Source organism: Bradyrhizobium sp. UFLA05-108 (assembly GCF_059803455.1).
In genome coordinates this window covers 31,492-49,763 of the sequence record NZ_JBANAZ010000019.1, presented here as the reverse complement: position 1 = coordinate 49,763, position 18,272 = coordinate 31,492, and the positions used below count along the sequence as shown (strand labels likewise).

Sequence of the window (18,272 nt, the reverse complement as noted above, 5' to 3'; positions counted from 1 at the left end):
TCGGCCCGGTGGGTGATTAGCAATCCCAACCATGAGACTTAGCTGATTTACTTCCGCGACATCCGGGTCGGGGTCATCGCGCGCCGCGCCGTGCGTCCCTAGGCCAGCGCGAGCTTTACTTTTTCCGGGACCGCACCCTCTTAGCAGGTTTTGTCACGACCATGTTAGTCACCGCAGGGCTTTCGACCGGCGTTGCAAAAATTTCGTGTTGAGCACTCGTCCAATGGACTTCCGCCTTGCCGTCGGGCTGACTCATATATGTCCGCCGTCCAAGCGTGCGCCTCACCGGCGCCGGCGGGTCCGGCAACGGCTTGGTGAACACCTCTACTGTGGTCCATTGGCTGCCGACAAACTTTCAGAAGGGCGCAGCCAACAGCTGCGGGACCGGTTTCGCCTGCGTCGGAGTTTCCAATTGAAACGAATCAGAGCGAGACCTGCGAACCAGAGGGCGGGACGAAGCGCGATCGCAGAAGGGGGAAGGTCCGCTCGTTCAGGTGAAATTTTGCAAATTGAACAGGTTTGTGGCTACTGACATGGTATCAAGGCGCTCCTTCAGCTTTCGCGCTTCCACTGCATTCGAGGCATAGAGCCCCACCGCGATAGCTGAGGAAAACAGAGTTGCGATCAATCCGGCTTCCGAATGCGCAGGGACAAGATAAGCAACGGCCGCTCCTGCCACTTGCACGATGATGGTTAAACCGAACAGCCCGTGTCGCAACCGATTCACTTTTTTCGCCCTAGCCGGATCGCTCTCGTTCAAAATCATCGCCGATCGGTGCAAGTAGGATAGCAGGGTTCGGGTCGCGCACAACGCAGGCGTGCGGATGTCCACAAGCAGGGCGGGCTTCGGTTCGAGCTTTGTCTCGATAACGTCCAATATCGAGACCTTTGCGCTAGCTCAAGTCGGGCGTATGGACTCGGTCGAACATCGGACCGTTGGTGCCCCGCCGAACTCATTCGAACCGCTCGTCTCGGGTTCGATCGCGCTCAGTCTCCCACTGTCGCTCAGCGGCAACGTCTCGTGCAAATCGATCCCTTGCTTCGTTGACGAACGAGATCAGTTTGTCCGAGATCTCGGGGTCGAGCTCGTCGAGCAAGCGAGCGTTCGCCTCGATCAGCGCGGCTCGGGAGCCGCTCCAACTCATCGGTCGGAACCGTTCGACGAACACCGCCAGCACAGACTTGGGATCTGGTGCGTTAGCGAGTAGGGCGTTCGCCTGGTCTGACCATATCTGTGGTGCGCTTTTCTCGGGCGCGGCGCGCAAACCTGACGATCGAAGCGGCCTGCAGGTAGCGCTTGTTGCGGTTCCGATCACACCAGGCGATGAGGGCTGCGCATGAGATCGCGTCTGCTGGGTTGGACCGATGTTCGTGCAAGCGTTCGAAAACGCCAAAAACTAGCCGCTGCTCTCGTTCGTCCCCGTCAAATAGAACGTCGAGAACGGACGCTGGCTGCACATCAAGTAGTCCGCTCAGCATACGATCATAGTCGAAGGCGTAGATCTCACGATCCGCCACGGCCTGCCTGAATCGCCTGGCAACCCCGGCCGCGATCGGGCCTCCGCCGGTCCCTGTCAGACAGGCTCGCGCGATGTCCGCCAGGTGATTGTCAAATCCCTCGTTGCTCTTTTTGAATTCGACACGTCCAGAACGACCTCTTCGGCGTGGTAAAAGCAGAATTCGACGCCATGCGCCTGGCGGCCATCATCGGTCTTGCCGTCGCGCCCGGACCCTCAGGCGCGCCGCTGGAACGGATGTGCTGCTTATCGAGCGCTTCGACCATGAAAAAGCCCGAGAAGGCTGGCGCCGGAAGTCAATGGTGTCGGCGCTCACGCTGCTTGAGCTCGACGAAATGATGGCCCGCTATGCAAGCTACGAGCAGCTTGCGACCGTCATTCGTCACCGCTTCACGTCATCTAAAGAGACCTTGAAGGAGCTCTTTGGCAGGCTCGAGTTCAACATCCTGTCCGGCAACACTGACGACCACGCGCGAAACCACGCCGCGTTCTGGAATGGTGCCGAGCTTACGCTCACGCCTGCCTATGACATCTGCCCGCAAAATCGGACGGGCGGGGAGGCATCGCAGGCCATGTTGATCATGGGACAGGAGCGTGCGAGCGCAAGTTGCGCTCTGCCTTAAAGCCGCGCCCTTGTTCCTGCTCAATGAGGGGGAAGCGATCATTATCGCTACTGCACAAATCAAGGCCATCAAGGAGCACTGGGCCCTGGTTTGCGACGAGGCCGCGCTCAGCGAAGTCGACCGGAATTTCCTGTGGCGTCGCCAGTTCTTCAATCCCTATGCGTTCATCGACGCGCCTGAAGCCATCATGCGCCTCGTCAGTTAACTGAGCGGCCCGCGCACCTGGTGCGTCCCTGTCGTGGCAATCCGGCCGCTGGCGTCGCGTATCCACACAGTTGCCTGGTTGATTCGATGCCTCCCTGCTGCACGTTTAGTCATAGGCCATACGATATCTCGGAGTATAGGATTCAACCGGACGCGCTTGAGAGACCCTCCTCGCAGACCGGCAGCTCGAGCGCGGTCACGACATAGCAAAGCGCTTCCACTGCTCGCGTCGATTTTGAGAAAATGCGGGATTTCGGCGTCGCTCTCCGGATTGAACTGACCGTGAGCGCTTTGTTACGAAAGTTAATCGCCCGCTTCAGGTGATCGACCGGCTCGGTCATCCGCGGATTCTGTTGATGGATGAGCCGTTCAGCGCGCTGGACGCCTAAACGCGCAGCATGATGCAGGAGGTGCTGCTCGAGATCCGGACTAAGATCCCGACAACGACCGTTTTTGTCACTCACGATATCGAAGAAGCGCTGTTCCTGGCCGACCGGATTATCGTCATGAGCGGGGGACCCGGGCGGGTGATCGACGATATCCACCTACTATTTGCGCGGCCGAGGAACACCGAACTTGTCACCGCGAGTGAGTTCATGCAACTCAAGCGCCGCGTGCTCAACCTCTTGCGACACCCGGACAACGCCGCGCCGCTGCACGTCTTAGCCCGCTCGGGATACCTGCCGGCTATGTCTTAGGTCGAGGACAGCAAAAAGGACGCAATCCAAAGCCGAGGCAACGCTCCAGAGAGCCAAACCGGTTGTACGACGAAGAAGGACAGCGAAGTCGACACACCACTATCGAAAGATGGTCGCAACGAGAAGATTCGTCATATCCGGGAGATGCAGGCGACGTCAGGCGATCACGCAATTGCCTGAATCGAGCTCGAGAACACGCTCTCCGGACGGTCCAGGCCGTACTGCTCGCGCAGCGTCGTCCCCGTGTAATCGTGACCGAACAGGCCGCGTTTGCGCAGGATAGGTGCTACCTCTTCGGCGAACAGATCGAATCCTCCCGGCAACCATGGCGGCATGACGTTGAAGCCGTCGGCGGCGCCATTCTCGAAGCAGGTCGATCTTTTCCGTCGGGCCGGCGATGACCCAATGGCCGCGTGTGCCGGCAAGGCGCTGCACGAGCTGACGGATCGTCGGCTTTTCGCGATCGACCATGTCGACGATGAGCTTGAAGCGGCTTGCGACGCAATGCGCGCCATCGAGTGTCGATCAGGTGGCGCGGGAAGGGGCCATCGAGATCGAAGCCGGTGAGGTCGAGCCCGGTCATCTGGCGGAACCGAGAACTGCGGCTGGATCAGAGCTTGAACTCTTCCTGGAGTCTGTCGGCTTCGGTTGGGTGCTGCCGATGCAGGGCGAGATCCCGGGCAGGGATCTTGATCGGATCGGGGCTGCGATCGAATGCGCGCCTGGCGCTTGATGTCGGCATAGAAATCCTGCGCGCTGGCCAAGGTCTGGTGCGCGGTGAAGATGGCTTCCGCAAAGTTCGCGCCGCAAAGGCCCGTCCATCGAGCCGGCCTGGACATAGACCGGCCGGCCCTGCGGCGGCGGCGAGATATTGAGCGGGCCGCGCACACGGAAGTGCTTCCCGATGTGGTCGGCTCGGCTATCTCATCATCAACGGCCAGTACAGCTTCCCGATCCCGCAGATGTATCTCGGCATCCTGGGCATCACGGTGATCGGACAGCGTTCAACGCCGTGCTCGAGGCGGTGGAGCGGCGCTTGATGCGGTGGAAGGCGCCGGTCGGGGCGTGAGCGCGCGGGACCGTTAGCAAATTTCAGTTCAGGCACGAGCTGCAGCAGCTCATCGACAAGCACATCAGCTCGTCGAGCACGTTCGAAGACTGTGTCCTCTGACCGGCGAGCTGGAAGAGGCGCGGTACAGGTTGGACCTGAAGGCCGAGAAGTTTCCGGATGAGGAGGTGGACGCCTTCGAATCGTCGCGAGCGCTTCGCGCTGTAGAGGACAAACACCCGCACCGGATCTAAACATGGCGAGGCCGGCCAACGCAGGATTTGAGCGCAAATGCGCAGCTTCTTGCATAAATCCATTGCACCAAACGCTCCAATGCGAAGGCAAGACGAAGCAAATGTGAAGCCGAGACCAGACTCCCGGGCGCGAAAGGAGATTGTTCGTTCGTTGGGTACAGTGTTCATCGGGGAAGGCGCCCAAAGCGCTCGCAAAGTCAGCCTGCTGTCCCAGCCCGAACCGCGGCCGACGGAGATGGGAGATATAATGTTCGAACGTGATGACGACTTGATCTCTTAACTTCTGCTTTATGTAATTCTGGTGCTTATTCTTGCGTCTCTGATGATTGCTGCATGGCAAACTGCATGATGACGGATCGATCTTTGATCGAGTGTGGTCGTGGCGGCCAAGTTGGGTCGTGGCAGTAGCGCTGTCGGCCGCGACATAATGAATTTCTGGCCGCTGTCTGTCACTTGTGACGGGCAACATCTGCTTTTGGTTGTTTTCGTCCGGAACATACCGTTCCCTTCCCTTCCTTCATTTCAGTTGAGAGCTACGACCCAGCATGATGCCCAAACAGCCCGACGCCCGGATCGATAATTATAAAGCTCCCAATTTGGACAACCCCTTCGGCCAGCTTGGGCATCTTGTTTTCGTTTGGAGTGGTCCGAAGGAACGTCAAGACTGGAACGTTCGAGTGCGCGTGATCGATTTCACCATCATGATCTTGGCTGCGGCCCTTCCGTGGTCCACGTCCGCCACAACCATCTTGGCAATCCCCGTATTGCTCATGGTCCTGATCACGTACGGTCCGCTCGAGTTGACTAAAGATTGGACGCGACCTGCGTACGCGCTTCCGGTCGCGCTCTTCGGAGTTGCGGCAATCGGGATGACCTGGGTCCATGAGGTGCCGTGGTCGGACCGATTGCATGCGTTCGAGAAGGTCGCAAAATTGCTCTGGGTGCTACCGCTCGCCCTGCATTTTCGAAAATCGGGTTGCGCCCGGATGGTGTTCGTGACCTATGTTGCTTCCAGCTTGGGTCTGCTGGCATTCTCGTTTGTTTTGTTCATCTCGCCTAAAGTCTTCCATCTGATCGGAGCGAGGGAGGCAGGAGTTCCGGTCAAGAACTATATCGACCAAAGTCAGGGATTCGTTCTCATCGCGGTCGTCTTGCTGGGGCTTGCCGCCGAGTCGCTGCGTAGCGGACGACGAAGCAAGGCGCTTCTTCTTTGCGCAGCGTCGTCCGCCTTTCTTGCTAATCTCGCGTTCGTCAACGTCGCGCGCACCGCTTTCATCTACTTGCCGATAATGTTGACGCTGCTTGCATTCCGCTATGTTCGAGGATGGTCGTTGTTCGCGTTCTTCGCGGGGATCTGCGCGCTAACGGCCGGATTGCTGGCGACGTCACCGAATCTGCAAACGAAGACGACTCGACTGTTCAAGGAAATCGACAGCTATCGCGCGAACGCTGTGTTCACAGCTGACGGCTATCCCGCCGGTGGCGCCGAGCGTCTAGAGTTTTGGCGCAAGTCGATCGGCTTCGTGCGTTCCGCACCGGTTCTCGGGCACGGGACCGGATCGACCAGAAGCCTGTTCGCTGCCGCGGGGGCGGGACATGATGGCCTGACGGGCTTGGTAGTTGACAACCCGCATAATCAGACGCTTGCCGTCGCGATCCAATGGGGAATGCTTGGTGGCGTGATTCTTTTTGGTATGTGGGGGGCTCATCTCTGGCTGTTCCGTGCAGGGATGATGGGACCGAACGGGAATTTCCTGGCGTGGATCGGCTTTGTTGCCGTCGTTCAGAACATTGCAAGCTCGGTCTTCAACTCGCACCTGTTTGATTTTTATCAAGGCTGGCTGTACGTGTTTGTAGTTGGCATTCTCAGCGGGCAGCTGCAGCGGGAGAAGACAGACGCTTGGAGTGACCGATGAGCTGCTCGTCGTTTCGTCTCGGCGGCGAACCGTTCAGAGAGTACGGAATGCATGTTGGAGCTTGGTGCCGACAAGCTGGGCACCGGCCAAACGGCTGAGTATGTCATTCCCCGAGAATCGTATCGTGAGAGATCGGCGAAGCAAAGGAATGCGCTACGAGCGGATTGGGCCATCCGACCAGACCAGTTCTTCTACGCTACAATGAACGACGAGAAGCAGGAATTGGTGTGTCTGTTGGGCGCCGGCTGCTGGCTGCGTTAGCGACCGTTCATGGGTCGCACGCTTCCGGCCGATCGAGAGGCCCTGAGCTACCACGACATGGTCGACGACGACATCGCCGCAATCGTGAAAGCACTCGCGACGATGATGTCGGATGAAATCGTGAGCGCCTCGCCCGGAGCGGCATCACGATCGCCGCGGCGGATCTCGTCCGGTACCGGCACCGAATGGCGATCAGCAGGGAGGGAGGTCGTGAGATTCCACGGCAATAGTTGTTGGGACGCCGCTAGGCCCTGGAAGCCCGAAGGGTAACGAGCCGACAAAAGTGGGGCCACTTGAAATCACAAATAGGCTGCGCAAGCGCGGTTCGTTCTCCCACTGTTGTTATAGCCTTCGCCGTCGATATCGTTAGCTCTCTGACCCGCCGCTTTATGGGCTGACCGAGACGGCAGCGCGTGGGCGTTTGTACGAAACGCTCAAATCTGAAGCGGAAATGACACACTCCGATGTGAGCCGCGATTGTTCGTACCTCACGTACCGTCCTCGTCAGAGCGTTCTTTAGCGAACGGATTTACATGGAGATCGAGTCGGAATCTCCGCGAAGGAAACGCAATGACAGCTATCCGAACTAGTCTTGCACGAGACCGCAAAGCGAGCCGAAGACCCGAGACTCCCGTAAGCTGACGCTCCAGGTGAGTGCTGGTCGATGCAGAGTTGAATTGCGTCCTCTAGAGCGCTCTAACGCAGGATTTGCGCGTCAAAGCCGGTTCGTTCGCCGCATCAATCACGACAGAAATTGTTATAGGCGCAAATATTATTTGAAGTTTTGCATCACGGGGCGGTGCGGGGGTGAATCCGATTTGTTTAATCGCGAGCAGCGAGGAATTTCTTTTTAGACATTTTTCTCCCGCGATCGAGGCATCAAGAGCCACAAAAGCAGAAGTCATTACCATCATCCCCGAGCCACGGAGTGGCGACCGAAGCCGGATCGATGGAGTGAAGACCATTTCTAGCCCCACTATCAGGGCTCATAATTCGCCTCAATCGATCATCGGCGAAGCGCTGTGGTTTGCAGCTACGCTCCGCAAGGTGAATCCGTCCGTGGTCGTCGTGTATTCCTTGCGGATGTGTCTTATCCTTACGCTCGTCCAGTGCTTCTTTCGGTCCTGCAAATTCGTATACGTCGTGACCGGCGTCGGACTTCTCGGCATCTCCGAATCCCTCAAGGCACGGCTAACGCGCCGGCTGGTCTTGGGGATCTTGAGCCTTGCCTCCCGCAAAAGATCTCACTTCATCTTTGAGAACAGTTCGGACGGTCTTCTTGACTGGATTGCCGCGGGCGGTCACAAAACCTCTATTTTTATGGGTGCTGGCGTCGACCCGGACGAGTTCAGGGTGACTGAACTGCCAACAATGCCACCATTCCGTTTCGCTACCGTTTCCCGCCTGATCTGGTCCAAGGGCATCGATCTCGCCGTTGATGCCATTTCGTCGCTCGCTCAGGAGGGGCATCCGGTAGAGCTGCACATTTACGGCGTTCCAGACCTTGCCAACCCGCACCCGATCAATCCCGCGATCTGGAGCGGACGTGTCGGGATTTATTATCATGGCTTCTCCGATCAGGTCGCAAACGTATGGCGAGAAGCTCACGCGGGCATCTTTACCAGCAGGGGTGGCGAGGGCCTTCCACGAGCCCTACTGGAGGCGTCAGCCTGCGGCCGAGCGTCAATCGTCACCGCGGTGCCCGGATGTCGCGACTTCATCAGAGACGGTTTGGAGGGTTACGTCGTTCCAACAGACTCCGGTCCCGCCCTGAAGGACGCGATCATTCGACTGATCAATTCTCCGAACGACATTCTGTCCTTTGGAAAGGCGGCGCGCGCGCTCGTCTGCGCCACGAGCACGAACAAGATCATCCAAGCGAAGTATGAGAAGATCTTCGACTCACTACTTGATGGTGGGCGGCCCGTGAAAAGGTACTCAGACAAGCTGGGCGCGACCGGCCGTCGTCCTGTTTTGTGCGATCCGAACGACGCGATGACGTCGCGTCGGACGAGGCCGCCAAGCTGAACTGGGGCACATGAAACCGATATCCATTTCCTGAATGCGACCGCGAGTTCGGCAATTGGCACGACGTGTACCAAAACGCGAAGCAGGGCCATGCGTCGGTTGGATCCTGATGGCAGAAAGCGACCGACAGGTGCTGTTTCAATGATTATGGTTACCGGCGGGGCCGGTTATATTGGCTCTCATGTCTGCATCGCATTACTCGACGCGGGGTTCGACGTTGTCGTCGTCGATAATCTGTCGAACAGCAAACGAACTTCGCTGGATCGCGTTCAAGCGATTTGCGGGAGGTCAATTTCGTTCAGGGAGGCCGACCTTCGCGACGAGGAGGCTATCCTCCGCATTTTACGAGAATTCGATGTGACGGCCGTCGTGCATCTCGCGGGACTCAAAGCCGTCGGCGAATCGCACGAGAATCCCATCGGTTACTACGACAACAACTTCGTCGGGACGCTCCGGCTCGTGTCGGCGATGAGGACTGCTAACGTCAAAAAGCTCATTTTCAGTTCGTCGGCCACGGTCTATGGGAATCCCTCATACTTGCCGATCGACGAAAACCACTCCCTTGCCCCGACCAATCCTTACGGTCGGACGAAATACTTCATCGAGGAAATGCTGCGGGACCTTCACGGGTCCGACAACGATTGGTCGATCGCGATCCTTCGCTATTTCAATCCCGTCGGTGCTCACGAAAGCGGCCTCATTGGCGAGGATCCTTCCGGCATACCCAACAATTTGTTGCCGTTGGTGGCGCAGGTCGCCATCGGAAAGCGAAAGCACCTCGTCGTTTTGGGGAACGACTATCCAACGCATGACGGGACCGGGATACGCGACTTCATTCATGTCGTTGACCTCGCTTCGGGGCATCTGAGTGCTCTCAATCACTTGAAAGGTGCGGGCATTCTGACTGCAAATCTCGGCACCGGAAGGGGCACCAGCGTCCTCGAGATCGTCCAGGCGTTCGAGTCCGCAAGCGGCTCTGCCGTGCCCCACACCATAGGTGATCGGCGCGCTGGGGATGTCGCAGCATGCTACGCCGATCCGACCCATGCGGCCGATTTGCTCGGATGGAAATCGACGAGGACGCTAGGCCAAATGTGTGCCGACCATTGGCGGTGGCAATCGAACAATCCAAATGGATATCACCCACCGAGACGCCCCACCGGTGAACGAGACGCGCAGACTTAGCGCTGTAGGGAAGTGTAGATTTGTCCAAGTTCAAGCTCAGAAGCATCGACGTTTGGGACACGCTTCTCCGGCGCACGTGTCACCCCGAAGCGATCAAGTTGCAACTGGCCAGACATGCGTCTCTCCGGCTTCGAGAGAGGCTGTACAAGCCAGCGGGTAGCCATTGGGTTCTTTACCGTGAACGCTTGGCCGTCGAGCGAGAGATCGGATTGAGGTCTGCTGAGAGCGGATTCGACGACGAGTACGATCTGATCCGCGTGCTGAGGAGATGGCTACTTCGGATTGCGGACCTCAAGAGCGACGATGAAGTGCAGAAACTCGCGCTCGAGTTTTCGGAGTTCGAGTTGGCGTGCGAGGAGGAGTGCTCATATGTCGACCCAGGCATCGTCAGCTTCCTGACCGAATATCCTGCTGAAAAGACGATATATCTATCCGACTTCTATATGCCGTCGGAGATGCTGGCCCGTCTGCTTCATTCCAAGGGTCTGAGACCCCTGGTCCGGAATGGCTTCGTTTCCTGTGACATCGGCAAAAACAAGCGTTCGGGTCGCTTGTTCGGTCACGTCCATCAATCGCTTGACGTTGCTCCGGAGCAGCACGTCCACATCGGTGACAACGTATATTCCGACGTGGAAATCCCCCGGGGTCTCGGCATTGCAGCAGTCCACTTCATTCCGGAATGGGCCGCGGAGGCGCGCAAGATCCAGCAGATCGCTTTCGGCTCCCGTGAGGCGTTGTTCGAGCAAATTGCCATCCGGGCAGAGGAAGCTGCGCGCGAGTTCACTGCGGCGGAGCCTGCCGAGCGTTCCGCTGCCTTTCGCGCGGGTGTCCGGGCGGCTCCCTTGTTCTTGGGCTTTTGCCAGTTCGTGGCCGAGCGCGCCATCCGCGACAAAGTCGACAGTCTGTTTTTCCTATCCCAAGAAGGGGACTTTCTCCACCGGGTCTTTGCTGCGTTGTTTCCCCAAAGGACCTTTGCCGGCCTGCCTCTCCCCGATTCCAGAGAATTGGGTGTCAGCAGAGTTTCGACGTTTTTACCGTCGTTCCCTGAGCCGATCGGGCGTAAGCATCTCAAGCTCGTCTGGAGCCTTCACTGGCAACAGCGCGTCTCGACGCTGTTCAGGGTCTGTGGCCTTGAGGCGGGGGAGTTCCGGGATTTGCTGGCGACCCTGGGCCTGAAGGAAGACGAACTCATCATCCATCCGGAGAGCGATCCTCGGATTCGTCGCTTGATTGAGGCTCCTCGCTTCCGGGAGGCTGCGTCACGCCAGTACGACAAGCGGCGAGAGCGGCTCGATCGCTATCTGGACCAACAGGGGCTTGGCCGAAGGGGAAAAATCGGGGTTGTCGACGTCGGCTGGCGCGGGACGATCCAGGACAATCTCGCTCGGATGCGTCCCGACGTGGAGTTCACAGGCTATTATCTGGGGCTCAGGAAGTTTCTCAACCCCCAATCTGGCAACGTCGAAAAGCACGCCTATGGGGTCGATGAACGGCGTGGGGACGCCATCGCTTTGCTGGATTCATTCGAGCCGCTCGAGGTGATTTGTAGTTCGATGAACGGGAGTACGGAGGACTATCGCGAAGAGGGCGATGTCGTGGTTCCCGTCAAATCGATTCATCCGAAGGCGAAGCTTCACGACTTTCCCCGCGACTTCCAGGACGGTGTCGTATTCGCGGCCCGGGAATGGCGCCCGTCGTTAGCAAACTACGCTGTTTCTTCGGATGAGCTCCGAGAGCTCAGTGTGCGGCTTTGGACGCATATTTCGCGGTCCCCGCCGGCGGGATTGGTTAGGACATTTCTCGAGGTGCCTCAGCACGACGTATTTGGCTTCGGTGGACACTTCGATCGCGGCCAGGTGCCGTCGGTCAAGGAGATGCTGTTTGGCGTATTCAACCGACGCTATCGGAACCACGTCATCCTCTATTTGAGACGCACGCAGTGGGAACCGAGCATCGTGCAGCATCCGGGGATGTCGAGGCCGCACCGGATGATGGCCAAGACACTGTTTCGTTTGGCGAGATTCTACAAACGAGGAAGGGTCGCATCCGAGCGAACCCGATTGCGTCGAGGTCGCTGAATGTCACCACGATCAAAAAAGCGATCCGGCAACCTGCATCGATGTAGTCAGGGGACAGCGCATCATGGCCTTGACCGTAGCGGGAGGCGTCAATGCTGACGAACCGACTCCGCACGGCGGCCGCCGAGTACGAGCGTCGAAGGGGGACTGACCTTCCCTTTCAGGACCTCGCTTGGTCCCTCTACGTTTTTCTCTTGCGTTTGGACGCCGCCATCTCCAGCGCGAATGCCGACCATGTGCTGTTCCTCTCCCGGGAAGGAAAGCCACTGAAGGAGTTGTTCGACGCACACAGAAAGTCGTCGGGTGCACGCACCTCTACCGAAGTTGGGACGCACTATTTCCGTGTCTCCCGCAAGTCGACCTTCTTGCTTTCTTGCGGATCCTTGGAAGGCGAGCAGTTTGCGAATTTGTTCCGTCAATATCGGAGAATTTCGCTTGCCGATTTCCTCCGGAGTCTTTCGTTGGACGATGCCATCGACGGCATTGCCGACGACTTGCGCGAGTCGAGGGACCGCCTTGAGGAGACATTGGACGATCTTCCGACCTCACCCGAGTTCGCTGCACTCATGAAGTCCGAGCGGTTCGCTGAAGCCTATGCGGCAGCGCGCGCACAGGGCGGATCGGCATTCTCCAAGTATCTCTCCGACGCCCTCCGCGGGCCACTTCCGAGACGCTTGTACGTCGTCGACGTGGGCTGGAAAGGAACCATTCAAGATAACCTTTTTTCGTGGTTTGAACGCTGGGCCGGTGGTGTCGATGTGATCGGACATTACCTTGGCCTCGCTGCGCCCGGTCATGTCCACCCAAGAAACAAAAAACACGGCCTGCTGTTCTCGCATGTCGACCCCTCCACGCCTTCCTTCCCGATTTTCAACGAGAACAGATCGCTCTTCGAGATCATGCTTCCTGCTGACCATGGTGCACCGAGCCGATATACCCTCGATGCGAACGGCAATTGCGCAATCATATACGACGAGTTCGTCGAACGGCAGTTGATCGAGGAGATCGTTTCTCCGGTAGCCCAAGGGGTCATGTCGAGTGTCGAACGCATTCGCGTTTTTCACACCGAGATGGGTCTCACGACGGCGGAAGTTATGGCGTTGACGCTCCATTTCCACAAGCGTCTGGTGTTTCGTCCAACTTCGGCCGAACTCGATTGGATCGCCTCGATCTGGCATTTTGAGAATTTCGGCGTGTTTGAGCAGTCGAGGCTGATGGTCAAGAACGATACGAACCCTCTCGATCGCATCCGGTTCACTTTGGATTTGCTCAGACACCGCAGGCTGACGGAAGGGGGCTTCTGGCCTTATTTGACAATTCGACGACGTGCCGTTCCTGGAGCCGCATTCTTGTATGGTCGCTACAGGATGTGGCAGGCGCGTCTTGCGGGGAGCATCTCCGGATGAGGATTTGCTTCCTGGTTGGCTCGCTGGCCATCAGCGGCGGCACCTACGTCATCTTCCAGCACGCCGCACATCTGGTTGCCGGCGGCCATGATGTCCTGATCGCGGCTCAGGAGCCGTTCACCCCTGAAACGATATCATGGCATGATGCCGCTGGAACGTTGACCTGCGTCGGTCTCGAAGAGGCAAGCAAGCACGAGTACGATCTGGTGATCGCCACCTGGTGGAAGACAGCCTTGGAGTTGCCAAGCTTCAACGCCGGGAGATTCGGATACTTCGTCCAATCGATCGAGTCCAGGTTCTATCCGGAGACCGAAGGGCCACTCCGTCGCCTGATCGATACGACATATGGATTGCCGGTCAATTTCGTTACCGAAGCGGGGTGGATCAGGGACCGTCTTGCAACGGACTCGGGGCGAGACGCCGCTCTCGTCCGTAACGGCATTCGAAAGGACATCTATTCTGAGGCCATCTCGCCGATCGAGGAACGCGTAGAAGGATCTCCAAGGTTGCTGGTCGAAGGCCATTTCCGCGTTCCGTTCAAGAATACGGCCCGTGCCATATCCTTGGCGAAGGAAGCGGGAGCGAAAGACATTTGGCTCCTCACCGGAACCCCTGTCCGCTGGATCCCGGGCGTTCGGCGCGTCTTCTCGAAAGTCCCGATCGACGTTGCGGCTCGAGTCTATCGATCATGCGACGTGTTGGTGAAGCTAAGCACGGTAGAAGGTATGTTCGGGCCTCCTCTGGAGATATTCCACTGCGGAGGGACTGCGGTAGTCCTCAACGTGACCGGCCATGAGGAATACATTCGTCACGGCGAGAATGCGCTCGTCGTTGCCGATCAAGACGAAGCGAGGATTCAGGCCGCCATCACCACGCTGCTTCGCGACAGGTCGCTCCTGAACACCCTTACGAAAGGCGCAAAGGAGACGGCGTCTCAGTGGCCCTCGTGGGCGGAGTCCTCCGCTCAGTTCGAACGCTGGATCGTGTCGTTAAACGACGTCGAAGCGACTGATCGCTCGTCGGTTGCCGCTCAGGTGAGGACTGCATTCGAGACGTATGAGCGTGATGAGCGGGAGCGCCTGGCAGCGGACCCTTCGATCCGGAGGGGGTATTGGGTTGACAATATTATTCGTTGCCTTCCTCGCAGCGCCCTCTCATGTCTAGAGAATATCAACGCCGTACTTGAACTGAACCTGTTGTCCCGATCCATCCGATGACCATTCGAAAGTGTGTTGCGATGTTTTACGATTTTCTCTTCGATCATTATTCGCGTGCGACTATCAAGTTGCTTGCTGATCGGGAAATTCGATCGCGCATCGTAGGCACCTATCTCGGGCTTGGTCACTACGTCGTTGTGCCGCTCCTGATGCTCCTGATCTACTCGTTCGTCTTCAGTCAGATCTTCACGATGAGCTGGCCAGGGGCGACCGGGCGCTATTCCGACTTCGTCCTTCGTGTTTTCATCGGCCTCATCATCTTTCAGTTCGCCGCCGAGTTGTTCAATCGTGCACCTAGCCTGGTATTGGAAAACCCGGCTTACATAAAGAAGGTGGTGTTTCCCCTGGAAGCCCTGGTTCCGATCGCGATCACGGTGGCGTTGTTTGCGGCCATCGTGTCGTTTGGAGTTTTCCTACTTGGCCACATGATCATTGTTGGACTGCCGCCAGCCGCAATCTTCTGGGTGCCGATTATTCTGCTTCCACTTATCTTGCTAACGGCCGGGCTGGGGTGGGCTCTCGCCGCCTTGGGAGTGTTTCTTCGTGACCTGCGTCAGCTAGTTGGGGTACTTGTCTCACTGCTCACGTTCCTATCTCCGATTTTCTACCCGCTTTCTGCAGTTCCGCCAGCGTTCCGCGCTGTTATCGCGCTGAACCCGATGACGCAAATCATTGAGATGACAAGGTCGGCTATCTTTGATCATCAATCGCCCTCGTTCCTTCCGCTTCTGCTACTTTACGCGGGGACCGCCACCGTGGCGCAGATTGGCTACTGGGGCTTCATGCGTACGAAGAAAGCGTTTGCCGATGTCGTCTAACATCAAGTCGAATCCGCTCGACGGTACGGACACGGCAATTCGCGTGCGGAACGTCACGAAGCGTTATCTTTCATTCGCGCGCCCTGTAGACCGTCTCAAGCAAATGATCTGGCGAGATCGGCAATTTTATCAAGAAATCACTGTTCTGCAGAACGTAAGCTTTGAAATCGCCGAGGGCCAGACCGTCGGCGTGATCGGGCGGAATGGTGCGGGCAAGTCAACGCTGTTGCAGATTTTGGCTGGAACGCTAACTCCATCGGAGGGCGACGTTCAGGTGAAGGGCCGCGTTGCACCGCTCATCGAACTCGGTGCTGGCTTCAACCCGGAGTTCACGGGGCACGACAACATCATGGTGTACGGCCAGTTACTCGGGATGGACCGTACCGAGATCGACCGAAAGTACGATGATATCGTCCGCTTCGCGGACATCGGATCCTATATCGAGCGCCCGGTAAAAACCTACTCGAGTGGCATGTATGCCCGGTTGGCCTTTGCGGTGGCCATCCATGTCGATCCAAAAATACTCATTGTCGACGAAATCCTCGCCGTCGGCGATGCGCCGTTTCAGCAGAAGTGCCTGAATCGCTTCTACGAGATCAAGGAGGCAGGTTGTACGATCCTGCTTGTTGCGCATGACGGGTATCTCGTGAGGTCAATGTGCGATCGGGCCGTCTACCTCAAGAACGGACATCTCGCAGCGTTCGGCTCCGCGTCGGAGGTCACCGGCCAGTATCTGGAGGATATCCAGCCGTCGGATGATTCAGTCGTCTCTCGAAGTGCGGAGGAAAATTCCGCACGGAGCGCGGAGCCGTCCACGACGTCAGCGCCGGAAGGTGCCGACGGCATCGGTTCTGATGGACCGGGCGCGGCCAGGGAACCGGTTGAACAGCCACATGGCAAACTCTTCGAAATCACCGACGTTTCCCTGCATGCCAAAGACGGAACGCTCGTCGAAACGGTGCACTCGCACGATACGGTGAAGCTGACGATGCGCTTCCGAGCCACGACCGACACGCAGGTAGATGGGATCAGCTTCGTATTCAATCTCTATCGACATGACGGTCTGTACGTTTGTGGAACCACCACTCTGATGGAGGGGATGAGTCCACACCGAAGCGGCAAGGAAGGATGTGTCACCGTCACATTCCCAAATTTGCCGCTTCTGGCGGGCAAGTACATGTGGCGTGTTGCGATCAACGACCACGGCGGGGTCCTCGTTCATGCAGATGCGAAGGGGATCTGCCCCTTCCGCGTGATCGATAGCTTTCGCTCGGTTGGACTGATTGATCTGGATCGCACTTGGGACGTGACGATTGATGGCGCGATCGGCGTAGAGACGCAGCAAAAAGATGAGCTTCGGAGTCGCCAAGAGCGACTAACTATGGAGCGTACCGACTCGTGATGGAAAGACTAGGCCTTTCAAAGGACGTGCCATACAGTGCAATTGAGGCGTCGATTCATATCGCGCGTTATCTGCTGGCCAAACAGCACGTGGTCGGCAAGCGCGTTCTCGATATCGCGTGTGGCGAGGGTTACGGCTCATTCTTCATGAAGTCCTGGGGTGCGTCCTCGGTGCACGGGATTGACCTATCCACCGAAGCGGTCACGGCCGCGCAATCCCAATTCGCTGCGCCTGGAATCAGTTTCGATCAATTTGATGCGACCCGCATTGATGAGAAGTTCTCCGCCGGCGAATTTGACGTCATCGTCTCGCTCGAAACCATCGAGCACGTGGACGATCCGGAGGCGTTTCTCACTGCGCTCAAGAAGGTGGCCAAGCCGAACGCCGTTTTCGTCATCTCCTGTCCCAACGACCACTGGTATTATCCAGACTCGTCATCAGGAAATCCCTACCATAAGCGGAAGTATTCGATCGGTGAATTTCAGGCCCTGACCTCCAGGGTGCTCGGTCCAGACGTACAATGGCTGATCGGCAGCGCGATGATCGGGTTCGGAACGGTGCGAGTGCCGTCCCGCTCGAACCCCACGCTTGCGCAGGCTGAGATGGTTGAAGGGACCGAAGCTGGGCACGCTGCGATCGTGCCGGCCAAGCCGAGCGAAGAATTCGGACCTGGGACGTGCAGTTATTTTGTCGGCATATGGGGAGCACAGGGTGCTCAACCTCAGTCGACGGCCGCGTTTCCGATCTCCATGAACAATTATGCGGTGATGATAGGCGCCGAAGGCCGGATTGGCGTGCTTCAATCGGAGTTGGACCAACGAACCGATGAACTGCGAAGACAAAGCGAGATGGTCAAGGAAGCAGGTTCGGACATCGCTGCAATGCGCCTGCAGTTGGAGGCGACCATCCGCCACCGGGAAGAACAGCTTGAAGACTTTCGGATTGAACGTGATCGATATCGCATAAAGAGCGTTGCTTTGCAGCGCGAGATCGAGATTCTTGGCGAGAAAGTGCAGGAAGCGAAGTCGGAGCTAACGACTTCCCAGGCCCAACATCAGGTGGACGTTGGTCGACTGGAGAAAGCGATCGCGGATGCACATGCCAGCTTCGAGGTTGTCGATGAGCAATTGCAGCAGCGGACGTCCGAACTAGATGTCGCGCGCTCTCAGTCGGCAGAGCTTCGGACCGATCGCGATCGCTACCGCATTAAAAACCTCGCATTGCAGCGGGAGTCGGAAATTGTGGTGGAGCGTTTGCAAGTCGCAACGTCAAGATTGGCCACGACAGAGTCGCGTTACCAAGCAGATGTCCAGAAATCGGCGGTGGACGTCCATCAACTCCGGGAGATGCTGGCCAGCACCCAGTCGGAACGGGATAGCTACAGCGCTCAAGTCGCCAGCCTTGAGCAACAACTGCGAGAGCTGATATCCAGCACCAAGTCGGAACGGGATGGTCTCAGTACTCAAGTCGCGAGCCTTGAGCGGGAGCTTGAGGCCACGAGCCGACGCACGCCCAAGGGACTCATTCGCCGCGCGGCTCGCGGCGCGAAGCCCATCATCCCGAAGGCCGCAATGCCTCTCCTTATCGGTGTCGCGAAACGTCTCAAATTTTAAGAAT

The 18,272-nt window shown here is 57.7% G+C and carries 15 protein-coding genes and 2 pseudogenes; 11 read left to right on the top strand and 6 right to left on the bottom strand.

The genetic code is table 11. The features are described 5' to 3' along the window. Positions 1-490: 490 nt before the first annotated feature. Both SO140_RS16150 and SO140_RS16145 read right to left on the bottom strand, forming a co-directional pair. On the bottom strand, positions 491-877 hold the full coding sequence (locus SO140_RS16150; protein ID WP_498542812.1) for a hypothetical protein: 387 nt from the start codon (positions 875-877) through the stop codon (positions 491-493). Positions 878-953: 76 nt separating this feature from the next. Next, positions 954-1,178, bottom strand: a complete 225-nt coding sequence (locus tag SO140_RS16145) for a hypothetical protein (protein WP_498542811.1) — start codon at positions 1,176-1,178, stop codon at positions 954-956. A 471-nt stretch (positions 1,179-1,649) separates the two neighbouring features. On the opposite strand from SO140_RS16145, the pseudogene SO140_RS16140 reads away from it, so the two are divergent. Then, positions 1,650-2,345, top strand: a pseudogene (locus SO140_RS16140) (HipA domain-containing protein); the annotation flags it as partial. A 142-nt stretch (positions 2,346-2,487) separates the two neighbouring features. Here the strand turns inward: SO140_RS16140 and SO140_RS16135 are convergent. After that, on the bottom strand, positions 2,488-2,685 hold the full coding sequence (locus SO140_RS16135) for a hypothetical protein (protein WP_498542810.1): 198 nt from the start codon (positions 2,683-2,685) through the stop codon (positions 2,488-2,490). 57 nt (positions 2,686-2,742) lie between these two features. Here SO140_RS16135 and SO140_RS16130 point away from each other — a divergent pair, with 57 nt between their 5' ends. Next, positions 2,743-3,042: a hypothetical protein gene (locus SO140_RS16130; RefSeq protein ID WP_498542809.1), complete on the top strand. Its 300-nt coding sequence runs from the start codon at positions 2,743-2,745 to the stop codon at positions 3,040-3,042. 164 nt (positions 3,043-3,206) lie between these two features. Here SO140_RS16130 and SO140_RS16125 read toward each other — a convergent pair. Continuing rightward, positions 3,207-3,954, bottom strand: a pseudogene (locus tag SO140_RS16125) (LLM class flavin-dependent oxidoreductase); the annotation flags it as partial. 935 nt (positions 3,955-4,889) lie between these two features. Here SO140_RS16125 and SO140_RS16120 point away from each other — a divergent pair. Then, on the top strand, positions 4,890-6,260 hold the full coding sequence (locus SO140_RS16120; RefSeq protein WP_498542808.1) for an O-antigen ligase family protein: 1,371 nt from the start codon (positions 4,890-4,892) through the stop codon (positions 6,258-6,260). Between the two features lie 308 nt (positions 6,261-6,568). Here SO140_RS16120 and SO140_RS16115 read toward each other — a convergent pair whose 3' ends face one another. Next, a complete protein-coding gene (locus SO140_RS16115; protein WP_498542807.1) occupies positions 6,569-6,703 on the bottom strand; it encodes a hypothetical protein in 135 nt (44 codons plus the stop codon). 504 nt (positions 6,704-7,207) lie between these two features. After that, positions 7,208-7,426, bottom strand: coding sequence for a hypothetical protein (locus tag SO140_RS16110; protein WP_498542806.1), 219 nt, complete (start codon positions 7,424-7,426; stop codon positions 7,208-7,210). 49 nt (positions 7,427-7,475) lie between these two features. Between SO140_RS16110 and SO140_RS16105 the strand changes: the two genes are divergently transcribed. The 8 genes from SO140_RS16105 (at position 7,476) to SO140_RS16070 (ending at position 18,268) form a co-directional block, all read left to right on the top strand. Beyond that, the gene (locus tag SO140_RS16105; RefSeq protein ID WP_498542805.1) at positions 7,476-8,549 is read left to right on the top strand and encodes a glycosyltransferase; all 1,074 of its coding nucleotides are present in this window, start codon (positions 7,476-7,478) and stop codon (positions 8,547-8,549) included. Between the two features lie 141 nt (positions 8,550-8,690). After that, positions 8,691-9,734 carry a UDP-glucose 4-epimerase GalE gene (galE, locus tag SO140_RS16100; protein WP_498542804.1) on the top strand — a complete coding sequence of 348 codons (1,044 nt, stop codon included), beginning with the start codon at positions 8,691-8,693 and terminating at the stop codon, positions 9,732-9,734. A gap of 20 nt (positions 9,735-9,754) precedes the next feature. Then, positions 9,755-11,812: a hypothetical protein gene (locus tag SO140_RS16095; protein WP_498542803.1), complete on the top strand. Its 2,058-nt coding sequence runs from the start codon at positions 9,755-9,757 to the stop codon at positions 11,810-11,812. Between the two features lie 92 nt (positions 11,813-11,904). Then, positions 11,905-13,218 carry a hypothetical protein gene (locus SO140_RS16090; protein ID WP_498542802.1) on the top strand — a complete coding sequence of 438 codons (1,314 nt, stop codon included), beginning with the start codon at positions 11,905-11,907 and terminating at the stop codon, positions 13,216-13,218. Beyond that, positions 13,215-14,435, top strand: a complete 1,221-nt coding sequence (locus SO140_RS16085) for a glycosyltransferase (RefSeq protein WP_498542801.1) — start codon at positions 13,215-13,217, stop codon at positions 14,433-14,435. Before SO140_RS16090 ends, SO140_RS16085 begins: the two co-directional genes overlap by 4 nt. Next, positions 14,432-15,253 (top strand): ABC transporter permease, encoded by an 822-nt coding sequence (locus SO140_RS16080; RefSeq protein ID WP_498542800.1) that lies wholly within the window; start codon positions 14,432-14,434, stop codon positions 15,251-15,253. The genes SO140_RS16085 and SO140_RS16080 overlap by 4 nt, the downstream gene beginning before the upstream one ends. Further along, positions 15,243-16,655, top strand: coding sequence for an ABC transporter ATP-binding protein (locus SO140_RS16075; RefSeq protein WP_498542799.1), 1,413 nt, complete (start codon positions 15,243-15,245; stop codon positions 16,653-16,655). The genes SO140_RS16080 and SO140_RS16075 overlap by 11 nt, the downstream gene beginning before the upstream one ends. Beyond that, positions 16,655-18,268 carry a class I SAM-dependent methyltransferase gene (locus SO140_RS16070; RefSeq protein WP_498542818.1) on the top strand — a complete coding sequence of 538 codons (1,614 nt, stop codon included), beginning with the start codon at positions 16,655-16,657 and terminating at the stop codon, positions 18,266-18,268. The genes SO140_RS16075 and SO140_RS16070 overlap by 1 nt, the downstream gene beginning before the upstream one ends. Positions 18,269-18,272: the final 4 nt, after the last annotated feature.